Origin of the sequence: Methylobacterium sp. FF17, assembly GCF_025813715.1 — a bacterium.
GTDB lineage: Bacteria > Pseudomonadota > Alphaproteobacteria > Rhizobiales > Beijerinckiaceae > Methylobacterium > Methylobacterium flocculans.
In genome coordinates this window covers 1,556,223-1,573,756 of sequence record NZ_CP107532.1, presented here as the reverse complement: position 1 = coordinate 1,573,756, position 17,534 = coordinate 1,556,223, and the positions used below count along the sequence as shown (strand labels likewise).

Here is a 17,534-nt window from a genome sequence, read left to right as displayed (position 1 = left end):
AATGTCGGCGCGCTGAGCCTTGGAACGAAACTTGATCTGATCCCTCCAGAGAACGGCGCGGTGTCTCGCGGCGGGACAGTTGGGGGAGTTTCGGGATGGACCAGGCCGTCGGAGTCTTGATCGTCGATGAGCCGTGCGGGCTCGACGCGACCTTTCGGGCCGAGTTGGAACACGATCCGCGCCTGCAGACCGTGAGCGAGGCGGATGTCTCGCGCGGGCAGGGCGCGCCGGCCAACAGCGTCGCCCTCGTCTTCCTCGGGACGGATGGCGCCGCGAGCCTCGCGCGCCTCGCGACGCTCAAGGAGCGTCACCCCGGTCTCGCCGTCCTCGTCGCCTTCGAGAGCCTGCGCGCCGACCTGCTGAGCCGGCTGGTCCAGGCGGGGGCCGACGCCTTCGTGGCCCGCAGCGCCAGCCCGCGCGACGTGTGCGCCGCCATCCTGGGACTGGCCGCCAGCCCGGCCCAGGAGCCCGCCGTCGCCGACGCTCCCGCCACCGATGGCCTCACCCCCCGCGAGGCCGAGATCCTGCGCTTCCTCAGCGCCGGCTTCAGCAACAAGGAGGTCGCCCGCCGCCTGAACCTCAGCGTGCGCACCGTCGAGACCCACAGGCTCAACCTGCGCCGCAAGACCCAGACCGGACGTCTGAAGGACCTCGTCGCCCTGGCGCGCCACCTCGGGCTCAGCCCCGTGGTCGATGCCGGGACCGCCCGCGCCGAGGGCGGCCCGCGTGCCCGTGCCGGGCGCGTGGTGGGAAACGAGATGCTGGCCCGGCACTGAGCCGGGCCGGCAAGCTCCCCTGAACGCGGGCCCGTCCCGTCCTCAGGCGGGCTTGAGACCGTCCTTGACCGCCGAGAGGGGACGCTTCGGCTGCTGAGCCAGATCGCCGCCCCGTGAATCGCCGCCTTGCGTGCCGTCCCCCTGCTGACCGCCGCCGCCGCGCAGGGCTTCCTCGAGGGGTTCCGGGCCTTTGCGCAGGAGCTTGGCGAGGTAGTAGCTGCCGAAGCCGAAGATGAACGCGTAGGCGATCAGGAAGGCGATCAGCGAGGTCGTCACCGCGTTGACCGTCAGGGGCGAATGCGCGTCCGCCGTGCGCAGCTGCCCGTAGACGATGTAGGGCTGGCGTCCGATCTCGGCGGTGAACCAGCCGAACAGCACCGCGCCGAAGCCGGAGGGCGTCATCAGCATCGCCGCGTTGAGGAACCAGCGGTTGGTGTAGAGCGTGCCGCGCCAGCGCAGGACGAGGCTCCACAGGCTCAGGCCCAGCATGGCCATGCCGATCGCGACCATGATGCGGAAGGAATAGAACACCGGCCAGACCGGCGGGCGCTGGTCGCGCGGCACGTCCTTCAGGCCCGGAACCACCCCGGAGAAATCGTGGGTGAGGATGAAGCTGCCGAGCCGCGGGATGCCGATCTCGAAGTCGTTCTTCTCCGCTTCCATGTTGGGGATCGCGAAGAGCAGCAGGGGCATGTTGGCCTGCCGGTCCCAGTTCGCCTCGATCGCCGCGAGCTTGGTCGGCTGCAGCTTGAGCACCGCGAGGCCGTGGCTGTCGCCCACGAAGATCTGGATCGGCGTGAAGATCACCGCGAACCACAGGGCCATCGAGAGCGAGATCCGGGCCCCCGCGACCTTGGCCGGCGGCTCCTTGCGCCCGCGCAGGATCATCCAGGCGGACATGCCCGCCACCGCGAAGGCCGTGGTGAGGAAGCAGCCCAGCACCATGTGCGCGTAGCGGATCGGGAAGGACGGGTTGAAGATCACCTTCCACCAATCGGTGGCCACCGCCCGCCCGTTCTCGACCACGAAGCCGTCCGGGGTCTGCATCCAGGAATTGGCGGACAGGATCCAGAAGGCCGAGATCAGCGTGCCGATCGCCACCATGCAGGTGGAGACGAAGTGCAGCCGGTCGCCGACCCGGTCCCAGCCGAACAGCATGATCCCGAGGAAGCCCGCCTCCAGGAAGAACGCGGTGATGACCTCGTACTGGATCAGCGGCCCCAGCACGTTGCCGGTGAAGTCGGAATAGCGCGACCAGTTGGTGCCGAGCTGGTAGCTCATCACGATGCCGGAGACGACGCCGAGCCCGAACGAGACCGCGAACACCTTCACCCAGAACCGGTAGAGGTTCCGGTACATCGGGTTGCCGGTCCAGAGCCACTGCCCCTCCAGCCGGGCGAGGAAGCTCGCGAGCCCGATGGTGAAGGCGGGGAAGATGATGTGGAAGGCCATGGTGAAGCCGAACTGGATGCGCGAGAGCAGCAGCGCGTCGACGTCCATGGCGAATCCTCAGGCGACGTCCGGTCTCCGGGAGGCGGAAACCTTGGAACAGCTATAGCGTGAAGACACGAAAGCCGCATCCGGTTCGCCGGATGCGGCCCTATTGCCGGTCGGGCCGCGCGGCGGGGCTCAGCGCCGCGACAGGAGGCGGCGCGGGGCGCGGGCCAGGGCCACCACCCCGAACAGGCCGAGCGCCACCACGCCCGTGAGCCCGGCCACCAGCAGGTCGCGGTCGCGGCTCGTCCAGTAGGCGCTGCGCGTGGCCTTGGTGCGGTCGCGGAAGCGCCCGTCCATCCCGACCCAGCCGGGCACGGGCTCGAACAGGTTGCCGGCCTTGTCGGGCGCGGGTTCGTCGGTGAGCTGGGCCGACCACATCGTGGCGGCCTTGGCGTCGGCATAGCCCGGCATCAGCGCCTGGGCGGCCGCCATCATCACGGTGCTGTGCCCGACCCAGACCTCGCGGCTCGGGGTCTCGGCCGCCGCCACGATGGCCTGCGCGCACAGGCGCGGATCGTAGACCGGGTCCGGGGCGTATTGCCCGTGGCCGGTGCGGTTGCGGGCCCAGTTGAACTGCGGGGTGTTGACGGCGGGCAGGTAGACCACGCTGAGGGACACGTCGACCTTGTCGTGGATCAGCTCGGAGCGCAGGGCGTCGGTGAAGCCGGAGACGGCGAACTTCGCCGCGCAATAGGGCGCCTGGAGGGGGGCGGCCCGGATGCCGAGCCCCGACGAGACCTGCACGATGGCGCCCCGGTTGCGCGGCTTCATGTGGCGCAGGGCCGCCAGCGTGCCGTAGACCTGGCTGAGATAGGTGACCTCGGTGACGCGCCGGTACTCGTCCGGGGTGATCTGGTCGGCCGGGTTCACGATGGTCGCCATCGCGTTGTTGACCCAGGCCCGGATCGGTCCGAACGTCCGCTCGATCCGCTCGGCGGCGGCATCCACGGCCCGCGCATCGGCCACGTCGGCCGAGATCCCCAGGACGGGACGGCCATAGGCCACGAGCTCGGCCTCCGTCTCCCGCAGGCGCTCCGCATCGCGGGCGATCACCGCCACGGCCCATCCGCGCCGGGCGAACAGGTGGGCGGTGGCGAGCCCGATTCCGGAGGTTCCACCGGTGACGACCGCGACCTTCATGATGTTCACATTCCCGTTCAGCGACAGCCTGCGCCAACGGGTTCGGGGGCAGGCCGTTGCCGATGGACGCGCGTGCCCAAACGACACGGGGCTCGTGTTTCGACGCGGATGCCGCCTGAGCGTCTTCCCGTGCCTTCTACGCTGACGTCCCCCCTAAATCTGGCGGACTGCGCGGGTTCCCTCTCCTTCCAGGAGAGGGAGCCGGTTGGTGCCTCAGGTCCGCCGTGGACCGATCCTCGTCACACGGTTTCTGACCGAGGCCGGCTCGATTTCCCTCGGGAATCCGAGAACCGCTGCGAGTGAGGGAGCCTGCGAACCGGGGCTCCGCTGTGCGGCCCCGGGACGAGGGTGTGCTCCATGAGCCTTTTCGGCATGCAGGCCGGCCTACGCGATCGCCCTGCCCCCAGAAGCGGTAGGGTTATGCGCGTTCCGAGACGTCTCCTGGGTATGTTCGGAATTGCCGAGTGTCTCGCCCGGGCTTGGCATCACGCGGCTTGGCCTTGGCGGGAACTGGGTGCCATCGCACGCGCCTTCGCCACTTTCCCGACGCGTTTGCGCGTCGCCTTGCCAGCCCCCCGGTCCGAGAGGTCCCGGCCCCGGCCGTCCTTCACCTCTGCCAGCCGCGCCTGGAGCAGGCCGAGCACCGCCGCCTCCTCGGGCTTCAGGCCGTCGAGGTCCTCGCGCAGTTCGTCCTCCACCGCGTCCTTGATCTGCAGGAGGAGGGCGCCCTCGAGGTAGCAGTCGAGCACCTGGGGGTGGATGTAGCACTTGCGGCAGATGGTCGGTGTGTTGCCGAGCCGCGCGGCGACGCCCTCGATGGCGGTGCGCAGGTTCTTCTTGGCCTTGGCCTCGCTGTCGAAGGCCTCGAACTCCTGGAGCGCCAGGGCGGCCAGCACCGTGCCGGCCCAAGTCCGGAAATCCTTGGCGGTGATGTCCTGGCCGGTGATCTCGCGCAGGTACGCGTTCACGTCCGCCGAGGTCACGTCGCGCACGGCGCCGTCCCCGTCGCGGTACTGGAACAGCTCCTGGCCGGGCAGGTCCTGGCAGGCCTTCACGATCTTGGCCACGCGCCGGTCCTTGAGGCCGAGATCCCAGGTCTTGCCGCTCTTGCCCTTGAAGCGGAAGGTCAGCTCCGAACCCGCGATGCGCGCGTGCCGGTCGCGCAGGGTGGTGAGGCCGAAGCTGTTGTTGGTGCGGGCGTAATCGTCGTTGCCGACGCGGATCAGGGTGGTCTCCAGGAGGTGGACCACGGTGGCCAGCACCTTTTCGCGGGGCAGGCCGGGGCGGCCCATATCGGCGTCGACCCGGGCGCGGATGGCCGGCAGCGCATCGGCGAAGGCCATGACGTGCTCGAACTTCGTCAGGTCGCGGGCGGCGCGGAAATCGGGATGGTAGCGGTACTGCTTGCGCCCCTTGGCGTCGCGGCCCGTGGCCTGGATGTGGCCGTTGGCGTGGCGGCAGATCCAGACATCCGTGTAGGCCGGCGGGATCGCGAGCGACCGGATGCGCGCCAGGGTCTTGGGGTCCCGCACGGGCTGGCCCTTCGCGTCGCGATAGGCGAAGCCCGTGCCGCTCTTCCGGCGGGTGAGCCCCGGCATCGTATCATCGACGTAGCGCAGGCCCGCCTCCTCGGCGGCGTCGCGCGGGTCGGCGACCGTGCCCTCTTCCTCGCGCGCCGTGCCCATGCTGGTTCCGTCCCTGGCGTTTCTGGTTTGCCGTCAACGGGGCCGCGCGCTCGCCTGTTCCGGATGCCGGGTTCCGGGCGGTGCGTGCTAAAGCCCGTGCGATGGATCCCTCCGCTCCCGCCCCCGCGCCCCGGCGCCTCGTCCTCCTGAGCCCCGACGACGCGGCCTTCGCGGCCCGCTTCCTGCCCCTGGTCCCGGCGGCCCTCGGCGCCGGGCTGTCGGTGACCGTGGTGACGCGGGTCACGGACCAGCGCGCGGCGATCGAGGCGGCGGGGGCCCGGGTGGTGCCGTTCGCGCTGGGAGCCTCGAACCGCAATCCGATGGCGGCGGGCTACGAGGCGGGCCAGCTCGCCGGCATCCTCAAGGCGCTGGAGGCCGACCTCCTGCATGCCCTCGGCCTGCGCGCCATCGTGGTCGGCGGCACCGCCGCCGCGATGGCGGGGGTCGCGGCGCGGATCTATCAGCCGGACGACCTCGCGGCCCTGGCGGCGCGGGGGGATGCCGCCGGGCGCCTGTCGCGCCTGGCGCTGCGCGGCGTGATCCGGGGGGCGCTCGCCACCCGGACCACGCGCTATCTCTGCGAGACCCCCGCCGACGCCGCCGCCCTCGGGCTCGACCCGGCGGATACCGGGCTCGCCCTGGTGGGCGCGGACGGGCTCGCGGCCGCCGCCGGAACCCTCTACGCGGAGCTGGCGCGGGCATGAGCGTCTCCGCCGAACCGCCCGCCTTCGAACCGCCCGCCTTCGAGCCCGTGCCCTTCATCCGGGCCAACACGGCGCTTCGCCCGGTGCCGTACGCCCCCGAGATCCTCCTGCACGTCGCCGACGAGGCGACGGAGCTCTGGCAGAAGACCGAGGAGGAGCTGGCGGCCATCGGCCTGCCGCCGCCCTTCTGGGCCTTCGCCTGGGCGGGCGGGCAGGCGCTGGCCCGCTACATCCTCGACCATCCGGAGGCGGTGGCGGGGCGCCGGGTGCTCGACTTCGCCTCGGGCTCCGGCCTCGTCGCCATCGCGGCGGCCAAGGCCGGGGCGCTCCACGTCACGGCGAGCGACCTCGACCCCTTCGCGATCCCCGCCATCGGCCTCAACGCGGCGGCCAACGGCGTCGCGGACCGGATCACGGCCGTGTCGCGCGACCTCATCGGCACCGACCCCGGCAGCGCCGTCGTGCTCGCCGCCGACATCTTCTACGAGCGGGACCTGGCCGGGCGCGTCATCGACTGGCTCTCCGGCCTGCACGCGGGCGGCGCCACGGTGCTGCTGGGCGATCCCGGCCGCTCCTACCTGCCCCGCGACCGGCTCGACCCGATCGCCAGCTACACCGTGCCGGTGAGCCGGGCCCTGGAGGACGCTGAGATCAAGCGCAGCAGCGTCTGGCGGTTCAGGGGGTGAGGCGCCCTCAGATCCGGCCGCGCCGCTGCGCGTCGAGGCTCCACGGGCCGGCGCCGGCGGCGGCGAGGTAGAGGAACACGAAGCAGAACAGGATCGCGGCATCGCCGCCGTTGAGCGCCGGGAACGGGCTCTTCGGGGCATGCGCCAGGAAGTAGGCGAAGGCCATCTGGCCGGACAGCACGAAGGCGGTGGGCCGGGTGAAGAGCCCGAGGATGATCAGCGTGCCGCCCACCAGTTCGAGGGACCCGGCGATGCCCGGCAGCGAGAGCAGGTCGGGGGCGGGGCCGCCACCCATCCGCGTGGGAAAGCTGAACAGCTTCTGGGTGCCGTGCTCCAGGAACAGCAGGCCCGACACGATGCGCAGGACGCTGAGCAGGCGGGGCGCCCAGGCGGTCGAGACGGCGGCGAGGGTCATGGGGTCGGTTCTCCGGGGGTCGTGAAGTGCCCCGCTTGCATACCCTGGCGTGTGGTGCGCGGGGAGCCCCGCCCCCGGGAACGGGGTGCGGTTTGTTACAGATCGGGGTCGAAGTCCGGCGGGCCGAGGGTGCGCCAGGCTGCGGCGATGCGCTCCGGCTTCACGTCGAGGGCCTCGGCACAGGCCAGCAGCGTCGCCTCGTCGCCCATGATATGATCGAGGATACCGGCGAGGAAGCCGGGATCCTGGGCGCTCGCCCGCAGGGTCTCGGGCGTCGCGCCGGTGGCGTTGAGGAAGGGGAACAGACGTTCGTCGTCGGTGGCCATCCAGGCGAGCGCGGCCAGGGCGAGGCCCTCGGCGGAGGCGCTCGCTCCGTCGGATTTGCGTTTCGTCAACATGTATCCGCTAACTCTCCTTCGCGGGGCATGCGTCGAACGACAATGGGCCGTCCACGCACCGGGAACAACGGGCCATGAAGAAGACCGTGCTCATCGTCGAGGATAACGAGCTGAATATGAAGCTCTTCAACGACCTGTTGGAGGGCCATGGCTACGCGACCCTGAAGACGGCCAACGGCATCGAGGCGATCGAGCTCGCCCGCGCCCACCATCCCGACCTCATCCTCATGGACATCCAGCTTCCCGAGGTCTCCGGCCTCGAGGTCACGAAGTGGCTGAAGGAGGACGACGACCTCAAGGACATCCCCGTCATCGCGATCACGGCCTTCGCCATGAAGGGCGACGAGGAGCGCATCCGCGAGGGCGGCTGCGAGGCCTACCTCTCGAAACCGATCTCGGTGGCGAAGTTCCTCGCCACCGTGCGGCAGTACCTCGGCGACAGCCGCCCCGCCTAGGGCCGCCCGGCTCCCTCGCACGTCTTCGTCATCCGACAACCGCGTCACCCGACGACCTGCCCGGCCTCCCACGACACGCCGCCCGCGTCAGGGCGACACCATCCGGCGGATGGGCGCTTCGTGTGGCCCTCTCAACGACCCCCCGCGAGGAACGATGTCGGCCCGCATCCTGATCGTCGATGATCTCTTTCCGAACGTGAAGCTCCTGGAGACGAAGCTCTCGCTCGAATACTTCGACGTGCTCGCCGCGATGAACGGGCCCGATGCCCTGGCGATCTGCGAGAAGGGCCTCTGCGACCTCGTCCTCCTGGACGTGATGATGCCGGGCATGGACGGGTTCGAGGTCTGCCGGCGCCTCAAGAGTAATCCGAACACCGCCCACCTGCCGGTGGTGATGGTCACCGCCCTCGACCAGCCCTCCGACCGCCTGCGCGGCCTCGACGCGGGCGCCGACGACTTCCTCACGAAGCCCATCGACGACACCGCCCTGTTCACCCGCGTGCGCAGCCTCGTGCGCCTCAAGGCGGTGACGGACGAGTTGCGCACACGCGCCATGGCCTCGCGCAGCTTCGGCATGGGCGACCCCCTGGCGCTCGCCGCCGCGGAGACCGGCCAGAACGCCGCCATCCTCCTGGTGGAGGACCGCGCCGGCTCCGCCGACCGCCTCGCGGCGGCGCTCGGCCAGCACCACGTCCTCACGGTGGAGGCCGACCCGCACAGGGCCCTGACGCTGGCCACGGAGGGCGCGTTCGACCTCGCCCTCGTCAGCCTCGACCTGGCCGACTTCGACGGCCTGCGCCTGTGCAGCCAGCTCCGCTCCCTCGACCGCACCCGGTCCATGCCGGTGATGATGATCGCCGAGGCCCACGACCGGGCCCGGGTGATCCGGGGCCTCGATTTCGGCGTGCACGACTACCTGATGCGCCCCGTCGACCGGAACGAGCTCGTGGCGCGGGTGCGCACGCAGGTGCGCCGCCGCCGCTTCTCCGAGACCCTGCGCGGCGCCGTGCAGGCCTCGATGGAGCTCGCGATCACCGACGGACTCACGGGGCTGCACAACCGGCGCTACCTCGACAGCCATCTCGGCGCGCTGTTCGGCGAGGCGACCCTGCGCAACCGTCCCGTGGCCGCCCTGATGCTCGACATCGACCGGTTCAAGTCGATCAACGACACCTACGGCCACGAGGCCGGCGACGAGGTGCTCAGGGCGTTCGCCGACCGCGTCCGCACGCACACGCGCGGCATCGACATCGTCGCCCGCTACGGCGGCGAGGAGATCGTCATCATCCTGCCCGACGCCGAGGCGGAGGGCGCCTACGGGATCGCCGAGCGCATCCGGGAGCGGATCGAGGCCGTGCCCTTCGCGATCCATCGCGACACCGGCACCGTCGCCGTGACGGTGTCCATCGGCGTCGCCTGGCGCCGCCCGGACGATCTCGGGCCGGCCGACATGCTCAAGCGGGCCGACCTCGCCCTCTACCGGGCCAAGAGCACGGGCCGCAACCGCGTCGAGGCGGCCGCCGCCTGAGGGCGCGCCCCGGCCGGGCTCCCGGGATCCGCTACTGGAGCTGGTGGCCCTTCTTGGCCATCTCGGCGCGCACGCGGACCATGACGTATTCCGAGACCTCCTGGGTCCAGTTCTGCATGGCCCCGACGAGGTCGTCGAGCACCTGCGGCTGGGTCTCGACGTAGCGCTTGCCGGCCGGCGAGCGGAAGAAGGCCGCGATCTCGGTGAGCTCGGCCTCGCTCAGGCGGCTGGCGTAGATCCGCGAAGCGGTGTCGATCATCGACTGCTTCTGCAGCTCCATCTCCGGCTCCAGGGCCGTCAGCACGGTCTCGAGGTCCTTGGTCAGCTCCGGCCGGGTCACGGCGCCCTGGCGGATGCGCTCGCCGAAGGCCGGGATGACCGAATCGAACGAGCGGGCGATGCCCGAGCTCAGCATCACCTCCCGGGCGAGGGACAGGTGGTTGGCCGTGTAGGCGGGCGCGGCCGGCGCGGTCGCGGTGGGGCCGGCGGCGGGCGTGACCGGCTTGGCGCCGGGCTTGGCGGCGGGCGGCTTCTGTGCGGGCGCCTGGGCCAGGGCGGCCGGGGCGGCGCCCATCAGGACGAGGGCGGCCAGAGGGGCAACGAAGCGGCGTGACATGGCGGAGGCTCCGAAAGGTTCGGGAATGTTCGGGGGGCGGGTTCGCGAGGGGGCGTCGAGGAAGGCTGTCAGACGGTGCCGAGCCGGGTCACCACCGCCCGGCCGTCCCGCGCCTCGGCCAGGATGGCGCCGGTGGCGAGGCCCAGGAACAGGCCGTGCTCCACCACCCCCGGCACCGCCCAGAGGGCGGCCGAGAGCGCCTCCGGATCGGGGATTCGCCCGAGCCGGGCATCGAGGATGTGGTGGCCGCCATCGGTGACGAGGGGCGCGCCGTCCGCCAGGCGCAGGACGAGTTCGCCCGTGCAGCCGCTGGCGCTCAGGGCCGCCGCGACGCCGCGCCGGGTGGCGCCGAGCCCGAAGGCGTTGACCTCGATCGGCAGGGGAAAGGCGCCCAGGGTCTCGACCCGCTTGGCGGCATCCGCGATCACCACCATCCGCCGGCTGGCGAAGGCCACGATCTTTTCACGAAGCAGGGCGGCGCCGCCGCCCTTCACGAGGCGCATGCTGCCGTCGATCTCGTCGGCCCCGTCGATGGTGAGGTCGAGCTCGGGCATCGCCTCCAGCGTGGCGAGGCGGATGCCGGCGGCCTCCGCCGCGACCCGGGTCGCCTCCGAGGTCGGCACGCCGACGACGTCGAGCCCGGCCCGCACGCGCGCGCCCAGCAATTCGACGAAGACGTTGGCGGTGGATCCGGTGCCGATCCCGAGGCGCATGCCGGGCGTCACCAGCTCGACGGCGACCTCGGCCGCCGCCCGACGCAGGTCCGGCCCGCTCACGCTGAGGCTCCGAGGGCCGGGGAGGAGAGGGCGTTCGGCATGGGACGGCTCGGCGGAGGAAGGAGGGACCGGGACACGTGGCCGGCAGTGACCGCAGGCCCGGCCGAGCCCCTAACACGCCGGGCCGGTCCGTCCAACGCGCATCACCCCCGAGCCGGCTCCGGGGCCGGTTCGAAAGCCCGCCGCGGGGCCGCGGACGCCGGGGCCCACTCCCGATCTTGCCACCGCGGGTCTTGCCACCGCCATGTGCGCCCGTAGGCGCTGACCGGCGCCTCGACGAGCCGCGTCAGCAGCCAGCCCACCGCGACGCAGACCGGCAGGGCCGCGACGGTGACGCCCCATTGGGCCGGGGTTCCGATATCGGGTTTCGTGCCGAGAACGAGCCCGTGCATCAGGCCGAGCACGGGCATGTGCGTCAGGTAGACCGCGTAGGAGGTCGTCCCGAAGAAGCGCAGGCTCGGCGCGCGAAAGCGGATCGCCTCGGGCGCGCCGCGCACCAGCGTCAGCACGAAGGCCGTGCATCCGAGCGAGACGGCCAGCGGCCCGAGGGCGCGGAAGACGATGCCCGGCTCGCCGTCGAGCAGCTTCAGGAGGCACGTCGCCACGAGCAGCAGCGGCGCGGCGAGCCGCAGGGACAGGTCCAGGCGCGGCCCCGCGGCCCGTGGCGACGCGAGCAGGAGCGCGCCGAGTACGCCGCAGACGAGGACATCCGCCCGGGTGGGCAGGAAAACGAGGGTCGTCATCCACCAATCCGGCGCGAGGAGGAGGATTCCCGCCCGCAGGAATACCGCCGCGAGCATGATGGCGCAGAGGGTGGCGGCGAGGCGGCGACGCGGGACGAACAGGAACAGGAGCGGCAGCGCGAGGTAGAAGTGCTCCTCGAGTCCCATGGTCCAGGTCGGGCTCAGCCACGCATGTCCGGCGGCATTCCGGGCCGCCATGAAGACGTTCTGGCTGAAGGTGAGGTAGGACCAGAGCGGAAAGTTCGTCTCCGCGCGGGCCCAGGGCCGATCGATCGCGCCGACGAGGCCGAAGATCGCGAGGACGCACAACCCGTAGATCGGCAGCGTCCGGCAGGCCCGGCGCACGTAGAAGACCGTCAGGAAGTTCGCGGCGTGGCGCTTGTCGAGGATCAGCTTGCCGACGAGGTAGCCGCTCAGCACGAAGAACATGTCCACGGCGACCCAGCCGACCATGAAGACGGACAGGCCGCTCGGCACTTCGCCGAAGTAATGCGAGATGACGACGAAGATCGTCATCAGGCCGCGCAGGCCGTCGAGGGCGATCACGCGGCGATCGGGATCGGGCGGCCGGGTCGGCGTAAGTTCGGTTGGCGGCATGCGGACGGCCCCGGTGACGCGCCATCCTACCGCCGAGGCGTCAACGCGGACTGAAGGAGCCCCGCCCGGCGCCGGAGCCCGAGGGGGGAAGCGCCTCGTCCCGGGCGCGGCGACCGTTCCCGCGAGGCCCGCTCAGGGCCGCCCGCCCTGGGGCGGCGTGGCGCTCGGCACGGCGCGGCCCGGAGCGGCGGCCTCCTCGGCGCCCGGGCCCGCCTGCGCGGTGCAGACCACCGCCTCCTTCTGGAGCTGGACGTAGCAGATGCTCATCTCGCCCGTGCGGTAATTGACCCGGAACACGCCCGCCTCGCGGGTGTGGCGCGAGGCGACGAGGCCGTAGGTGGAGGGCGCCTGGGCGCTCGCGCCCTCGCCCGCGCCGTAGCAGACGGTGAGGCCGACGCTGCCCACCGCGCCCTCGCGCAGGCCGTACTGGCAGGAGGTGACCTCGCCCGTCACGGTGTCGACCCGATAGACCCGGTTGAGGTCGATCTGGGGCGCCGGCACGAACTCGAAGGCGGCCGACAGCGCCGGCCCGCCGAGGGCCGCGAGGAAGCCCGCCGCCGCCAGTGCGGCCCGGCTCGGGCGGGAGGATCTCGACAGGAGGGAACGCAGGGACGGACGCATCTCGGGCCTTCGCTCGGGGGCTGGGTGTGGCGGGACCGACGGGGTCCCGGGGCAGGGCTAGCCCTCCCTTGCGGCGCAACCGTGGCCCGGACTCCGGGATCCGCCGCCGTCCCGTCACCAGCGCGCGCGGCACGACCAGGGGCGGGCGCGCGAAACCGGAGCGGTTCCGGCGGCCCTGCGTCCCCGCGTTCCGTGATCCCGCTGGCGTCGCCTCGCCAACATGCTAACGGGATGGATCATGTTCGACGCCGTCGCCGCCCTGAACGACATCCTGAAGAACCTCGATCGCGACGCCCGGGAGGCGACGCGGCTGCGGGCCGTGCTGGTGCCGGAACTGAGGCGCGTCATCGAACTCGGGCGCGCCGACGCGGAGGCGCGCCTGCTGGAGGAGCGCGACGGCATCGCCTGCGCCCGGCGCCTGAGCGAGCTCACCGACGCGGTGATCCGCGCCATCCACGACGCGGTGGTCTGGCGGCTCTACCCCAACGACAATCCCTCCACCGGCGAGCAGCTCGCCGTGGTGGCCACCGGCGGCTACGGCCGGGGCACGATGGCGCCGGGCTCGGACATCGATCTCCTGTTCCTGCTGCCCTACAAGCAGACCGCCTGGTCGGAGAGCGTCGTCGAGGCGATGCTCTACGTGCTGTGGGACCTCAAGCTGAAGGTCGGCCACGCCACCCGCTCGGTGGAGGAGTGCCTGCGCGAGGGCCGCGCCGACATGACCATCCGCACCTCGCTCCTCGAGGCGCGCTACCTGTTCGGCACCCGCGCGCTGTTCGAGGAGCTCGTCACCCGCTTCGACACCGAACTCGTGATGTGGACCGCGCCCGAATTCGTGGAGGCGAAGCTGCGCGAGCGCGACGCGCGGGTCTCCAAGGCGGGGGCCTCGCGCTACCTCGTGGAGCCCAACGTCAAGGACGGCAAGGGGGGGCTGCGCGACCTCAACACCCTGTTCTGGATCGCGAAATACACCTACCGGGTGCGCGACCAGACCGAACTCGTGGCCGCCGGCCTGTTCACCCCGGAGGAGTACCGGGTGTTCGAGCGCTGCGACGAACTCCTGTGGCGGGTGCGCTGCCACATGCACTTCGTCACTGGCCGGGCCGAGGAGCGCCTGTCCTTCGGGCTGCAGCCGCGCATCGCCGAGCGTTTCGGCTACGAGCCGCGCGGGGGCCTGTCGGGCGTCGAGCGCTTCATGAAGGCGTACTTCCTCATCGCCAAGGAGGTCGGCGACCTCACCGCCATCGTCTGCGCGGCGCTGGAGGCCCGCCACGCCAAGCGCACGCCGGTGCTCGACCGCTGGATCGGGCGCTTTCGCGACCGCTTCCGCGCCACCGCCATCGAGGCGGAGGATTTCGTGGACGACCACGGCCGGATCAACCTGCGCGGCAGCGACGCCTTCAGCCGCGACCCCGTGAACCTGATCCGGCTGTTCTGGCTCGCCGACCGCCACAACCTGCCGATCCACCCCGACGCCACCCGGGCCGCCAACCGGTCCTTGCGCCTCGTCGGCCCGTCGCTGCGGGCGGACGCGGAGGCCAACCGGCTCTTCCTCGACATCCTGACCTCGAAGAACTCGCCCGAGACCATCCTGCGGCTGATGAACGAGGCCGGGGTGCTCGGCCGCTTCATCCCGGATTTCGGCCGCATCGTCGCGATGATGCAGTTCAACATGTACCACCACTTCACGGTGGACGAGCACCTGCTGCGCGCCATCGGCGTGCTCACGAGCATCGAATCGGGCCGCACGGAGGAGGAGCATCCGCTGGCGAGCCGGCTCATCGACACGATCAGCCACCGGCGCGCGCTCTACGTCACGGTGCTCCTGCACGACATCGCCAAGGGGCGCCCGGAGGACCATTCCATCGCGGGCGCGGCGATCGCCGAGAAGCTCGGGCCGCGCTTCGGCCTCACCCCGGCCGAGACCGAGATGGTGGCCTGGCTGGTGGAGCACCACCTGCTCATGTCGATGACGGCCCAGAGCCGCGACCTCTCCGACCCGAAAACCATCGAGAAGTTCGCCGGCGTGGTCCAGACCCTGGAGCGCCTGAAGCTCCTCACCATCCTGACGGTGGCCGACATCAAGGCCGTGGGGCCCGGCGTCTGGACCGCCTGGAAGGGCACCCTGATCCGCACCCTCTACGACGAGACCGAGGTGGTGCTCTCCGGCGGCCATTCCGAAATCGCCCGCACCGACCGGGTGCGGCTGATCCAGATGGCCCTGCGCGAGCAGCTCACCGGCTGGGACTCGGACGCCTTCGACGCCTACGCGGCCCGCCACAACCAGGCCTACTGGCTCAAGGTGGACACCACGCGCCAGTTCAAGCACGCCGGCTTCATCCGCACACTGACGGCGGAGGGGCGCACGGTGGCCACCGCCGCCGAGACCGATCCCGTGCGCGGCGTCACCGAACTGACGATCTACTCGCCCGACCATCCGCGCCTGCTCGCCATCGTCACCGGGGCCTGCGCGGCCCTGGGGGGCAACATCGTCGACGCGCAGATCTTCACCACCACGGACGGCTTCGCCCTCGATTCGATCTTCGTCTCGCGGGCCTTCGAGCGCGACGAGGACGAACTGCGCCGGGCCGGGCGCATCACCGCCGCCATCGAGAAGGCCCTGCGCGGCGAGATCCGCATCGCCGACCTCGTGGCCGACCGGCATCCGCCGAGCGAGCGCGCGCCGACCTTCCTGGTGCCGCCCGACATGGCCATCGACAACGCCCTCTCGAGCCGCGAGACCGTGATCGAGATCACCGGCCTCGACCGGCCCGGCCTGCTCTACGAGCTGACCACGGCGCTGAGCCGGCTCAGCCTCAACATCACCTCGGCCCATGTGGCGACCTTCGGCGAGCGGGCGGTGGACGTGTTCTACGTGACGGACCTGACCGGCACCCGGGTGACGCAGCCCGACCGCCAGGTGGCGATCCGCGCGGCGGTGATGGAGGTCTTCGCCAGCGACGTGGCGGCCCTGCGCGCCGAGGGGCTCCACGCGCTGATCGACTCGCCGCCGCCCCGGGAGGCCTGAGCCCGCGCGGCGGGTCCGAGGCCGCGCGCGCTTGATTTCACGGCGTCACCGCCTGATATCAGCGCCAATCCCGACACCCCCTTCCCGACGAAAATCCAAGATGGCGAACGACATGCACGACGAGCGGCGCGACCCGGCCCAGGCGGTCGAGGAGACTGAAGGGGCCGCGCAGGCGGACCATTCCGGCGAGGCCCAGGCCGACGCCCTCGCCCCCCTGGTGGCCGAGCGCGACGAGCTGAAGGACCGCGTCCTGCGCACGCTGGCCGAGATGGAGAACCTGCGCCGGCGCACCGAGCGCGAGGTGGCCGATGCCCGCGCCTACGCGGTCACGAACTTCGCCCGCGACCTCCTGAACTCCGCCGACAACATCCGCCGCGCCCTGGAGAGCATCCCGGACGCGGACCGGACGGCGGCCGACGGCGCCTTCAAGGCGCTGATCGACGGCATCGAACTCACCGAGCGGGACCTCGCCAAGACCCTGGAGCGCCACGGCGTCAAGCTGATCGAGCCCAAGGGCCAGCGCTTCGACCCCAACCGCCACCAGGCGATGTTCGAGGTGCCCGACCCGGAGGTTCCCGCCGGCACGGTGGTGCAGGTCATGCAGGCCGGCTACGTCATCGGCGACCGCGTCCTACGCCCGGCGCTCGTTGGCGTCGCCAAGGGCGGCCCGAAGCCGACCGCCGCCCCGGCCGACGCCGCCTGAGCCGGCGGCGCGACGCGCGACACCACCCCTAACCGTCCAGGGAGGGGGACGGCGGACGTCACCACGCCGCCATTCCGGGATGCCGCCGGCGAGCCCGGGATGAGGCGGTGCTGCGAGTGGGCGTCCAGTGAGACGCTTCGCAGAGGCGATCATCCCCACCCGCGCGCGGGTGGGGACGCGAGGCCCTAGCGCAGCTGCACGCTGTCCACGACCTCGCGGAAGCGGGCGAGCACGCCCTCGCGCTTCTCGGCCTTCACCACGCCCACCGCGCGCAGGTAGCCGTCCGGCGCGAAGCGGATGGTCTGCGAGATGACCACCGGCGTGCCGGAGGCGGTGTCCAGGGCGCGGGCCACGATCTCGTGCCAGTCGACGCCGTTCTGGCGGTAGCTCTGGGACCGCTCGATCACGAAGTCCTTCATGGTCTGGTTCGAGTAGAGCGCCGCGCGGGCGAAGGCGTCGCGCTGCTCCGTGGCCGGCGGGGGCTGCACGGCCTGCGCCAGCACGAGGATCGGCTGCTCCAGGCCCAGCATCTCGTCCTTGGGCCCCTGCGTCAGCAGCACCGAGTTGCCGGCGAGCACCCGCACGGGACGGAAGCCCGCGTCGGTGCCGATGCGGAAGGGCAGCGCGGCGACCTGCTGCTCCAGGCTCAGGGCCGGCCGGATGTGGATGCCGGTCAGCAGGCGCTTCATGGTCTCCTCGGTCTCGGCGTCCGGGGTCGCCTGCGCGATGATGATGCCGGTGACGGTGGGATCGCCCACCAGCAGCATCCACTTCTTGATCGCCGGGGTGCCGGCGGCCTCCACCGCCGGCTGGTCGCCGGTGAACAGCACCGCGTCGACGCCGCCCGCGACCTTGATGGCCTGCCGGCTCGAGACGATGAAGCCCTGCGCCTTCAGGTTCTCGTCGGTGAAGTTGGTCTCCAGATCCGCGAAGGCGTTGGCCGGCAGTTCCACCACCGAGACCGTCGCCCCGCCCTCCAGCCGCTCCAGGCCGGAGAAGCGCTTCGAGGAGACCATGTCGGAGGGCGGGTCGAAGCCGAAGCGCGAGCTCGGCGGAAACACCGGGTCCGCCGCGAGGGCCTGACCCGCCAGCCCCAGCCCGAAGACGAGGGCGAGGAGCGGGGCGGGACGGACGAGGTTACGCAGACGCATCGGATCGGTTCTCCG

Annotated in this window: 17 protein-coding genes; 7 read left to right on the top strand and 10 right to left on the bottom strand. The window is 71.5% G+C overall.

Annotated elements, in window-relative coordinates; all coding sequences use genetic code 11:
• Window positions 1-95 precede the first annotated feature (95 nt).
• The gene (locus tag OF380_RS07260) at window positions 96-776 is read left to right on the top strand and encodes a LuxR C-terminal-related transcriptional regulator (RefSeq protein WP_264050103.1); all 681 of its coding nucleotides are present in this window, start codon (window positions 96-98) and stop codon (window positions 774-776) included.
• Between the two features lie 42 nt (window positions 777-818).
• On the opposite strand, the gene OF380_RS07255 is transcribed toward OF380_RS07260, so the two are convergent.
• The 3 genes from OF380_RS07255 to OF380_RS07245 all read right to left on the bottom strand — a co-directional run bounded on the left by OF380_RS07255 (window position 819) and on the right by OF380_RS07245 (window position 5,098).
• Window positions 819-2,276, bottom strand: a complete 1,458-nt coding sequence (locus tag OF380_RS07255; RefSeq protein ID WP_264050102.1) for a cytochrome ubiquinol oxidase subunit I — start codon at window positions 2,274-2,276, stop codon at window positions 819-821.
• A gap of 129 nt (window positions 2,277-2,405) precedes the next feature.
• Window positions 2,406-3,413, bottom strand: coding sequence for an SDR family oxidoreductase (locus OF380_RS07250; protein ID WP_264050100.1), 1,008 nt, complete (start codon window positions 3,411-3,413; stop codon window positions 2,406-2,408).
• Between the two features lie 485 nt (window positions 3,414-3,898).
• Entirely contained in the window at window positions 3,899-5,098 is a 1,200-nt protein-coding gene (locus OF380_RS07245) for a DNA topoisomerase IB (RefSeq protein WP_264050099.1), read from the bottom strand.
• Between the two features lie 101 nt (window positions 5,099-5,199).
• Here OF380_RS07245 and OF380_RS07240 point away from each other — a divergent pair, with 101 nt between their 5' ends.
• Window positions 5,200-5,802 (top strand): hypothetical protein, encoded by a 603-nt coding sequence (locus tag OF380_RS07240; protein WP_264050098.1) that lies wholly within the window; start codon window positions 5,200-5,202, stop codon window positions 5,800-5,802.
• Window positions 5,799-6,488 (top strand): class I SAM-dependent methyltransferase, encoded by a 690-nt coding sequence (locus OF380_RS07235; protein WP_264050097.1) that lies wholly within the window; start codon window positions 5,799-5,801, stop codon window positions 6,486-6,488. Before OF380_RS07240 ends, OF380_RS07235 begins: the two co-directional genes overlap by 4 nt.
• A gap of 7 nt (window positions 6,489-6,495) precedes the next feature.
• Here the strand turns inward: OF380_RS07235 and OF380_RS07230 are convergent, their stop codons facing one another.
• Together OF380_RS07230 and OF380_RS07225 are read right to left on the bottom strand one after the other, a co-directional pair.
• Window positions 6,496-6,903 carry a DoxX family protein gene (locus OF380_RS07230; protein WP_264050096.1) on the bottom strand — a complete coding sequence of 136 codons (408 nt, stop codon included), beginning with the start codon at window positions 6,901-6,903 and terminating at the stop codon, window positions 6,496-6,498.
• Between the two features lie 95 nt (window positions 6,904-6,998).
• Window positions 6,999-7,301, bottom strand: coding sequence for a DUF3572 domain-containing protein (locus tag OF380_RS07225; protein WP_264050095.1), 303 nt, complete (start codon window positions 7,299-7,301; stop codon window positions 6,999-7,001).
• A gap of 74 nt (window positions 7,302-7,375) precedes the next feature.
• Here OF380_RS07225 and OF380_RS07220 point away from each other — a divergent pair, with 74 nt between their 5' ends.
• A complete protein-coding gene (locus OF380_RS07220; RefSeq protein WP_264050094.1) occupies window positions 7,376-7,756 on the top strand; it encodes a response regulator in 381 nt (126 codons plus the stop codon).
• A 154-nt stretch (window positions 7,757-7,910) separates the two neighbouring features.
• Window positions 7,911-9,284 carry a PleD family two-component system response regulator gene (locus OF380_RS07215; RefSeq protein WP_264050093.1) on the top strand — a complete coding sequence of 458 codons (1,374 nt, stop codon included), beginning with the start codon at window positions 7,911-7,913 and terminating at the stop codon, window positions 9,282-9,284.
• A gap of 31 nt (window positions 9,285-9,315) precedes the next feature.
• On the opposite strand, the gene OF380_RS07210 is transcribed toward OF380_RS07215, so the two are convergent.
• The 4 genes from OF380_RS07210 to OF380_RS07195 form a co-directional block, all read right to left on the bottom strand.
• Window positions 9,316-9,900 (bottom strand): DUF2059 domain-containing protein, encoded by a 585-nt coding sequence (locus OF380_RS07210; RefSeq protein WP_264050092.1) that lies wholly within the window; start codon window positions 9,898-9,900, stop codon window positions 9,316-9,318.
• A gap of 68 nt (window positions 9,901-9,968) precedes the next feature.
• Window positions 9,969-10,676: a ribose-5-phosphate isomerase RpiA gene (gene rpiA / locus OF380_RS07205; protein WP_264050091.1), complete on the bottom strand. Its 708-nt coding sequence runs from the start codon at window positions 10,674-10,676 to the stop codon at window positions 9,969-9,971.
• Window positions 10,677-10,819: 143 nt separating this feature from the next.
• Window positions 10,820-11,965 (bottom strand): acyltransferase family protein, encoded by a 1,146-nt coding sequence (locus tag OF380_RS07200; protein WP_264050090.1) that lies wholly within the window; start codon window positions 11,963-11,965, stop codon window positions 10,820-10,822.
• 183 nt (window positions 11,966-12,148) lie between these two features.
• Window positions 12,149-12,637 carry a hypothetical protein gene (locus OF380_RS07195; RefSeq protein WP_264050089.1) on the bottom strand — a complete coding sequence of 163 codons (489 nt, stop codon included), beginning with the start codon at window positions 12,635-12,637 and terminating at the stop codon, window positions 12,149-12,151.
• 238 nt (window positions 12,638-12,875) lie between these two features.
• Between OF380_RS07195 and OF380_RS07190 the strand changes: the two genes are divergently transcribed.
• Window positions 12,876-15,665, top strand: a complete 2,790-nt coding sequence (locus OF380_RS07190; protein ID WP_264050088.1) for a [protein-PII] uridylyltransferase — start codon at window positions 12,876-12,878, stop codon at window positions 15,663-15,665.
• Between the two features lie 100 nt (window positions 15,666-15,765).
• On the top strand, window positions 15,766-16,368 hold the full coding sequence (gene grpE / locus OF380_RS07185) for a nucleotide exchange factor GrpE (RefSeq protein ID WP_264050087.1): 603 nt from the start codon (window positions 15,766-15,768) through the stop codon (window positions 16,366-16,368).
• Window positions 16,369-16,553: 185 nt separating this feature from the next.
• Here grpE and OF380_RS07180 read toward each other — a convergent pair whose 3' ends face one another.
• The gene (locus tag OF380_RS07180; RefSeq protein ID WP_264050086.1) at window positions 16,554-17,519 is read right to left on the bottom strand and encodes a hypothetical protein; all 966 of its coding nucleotides are present in this window, start codon (window positions 17,517-17,519) and stop codon (window positions 16,554-16,556) included.
• Window positions 17,520-17,534 lie beyond the last annotated feature (15 nt).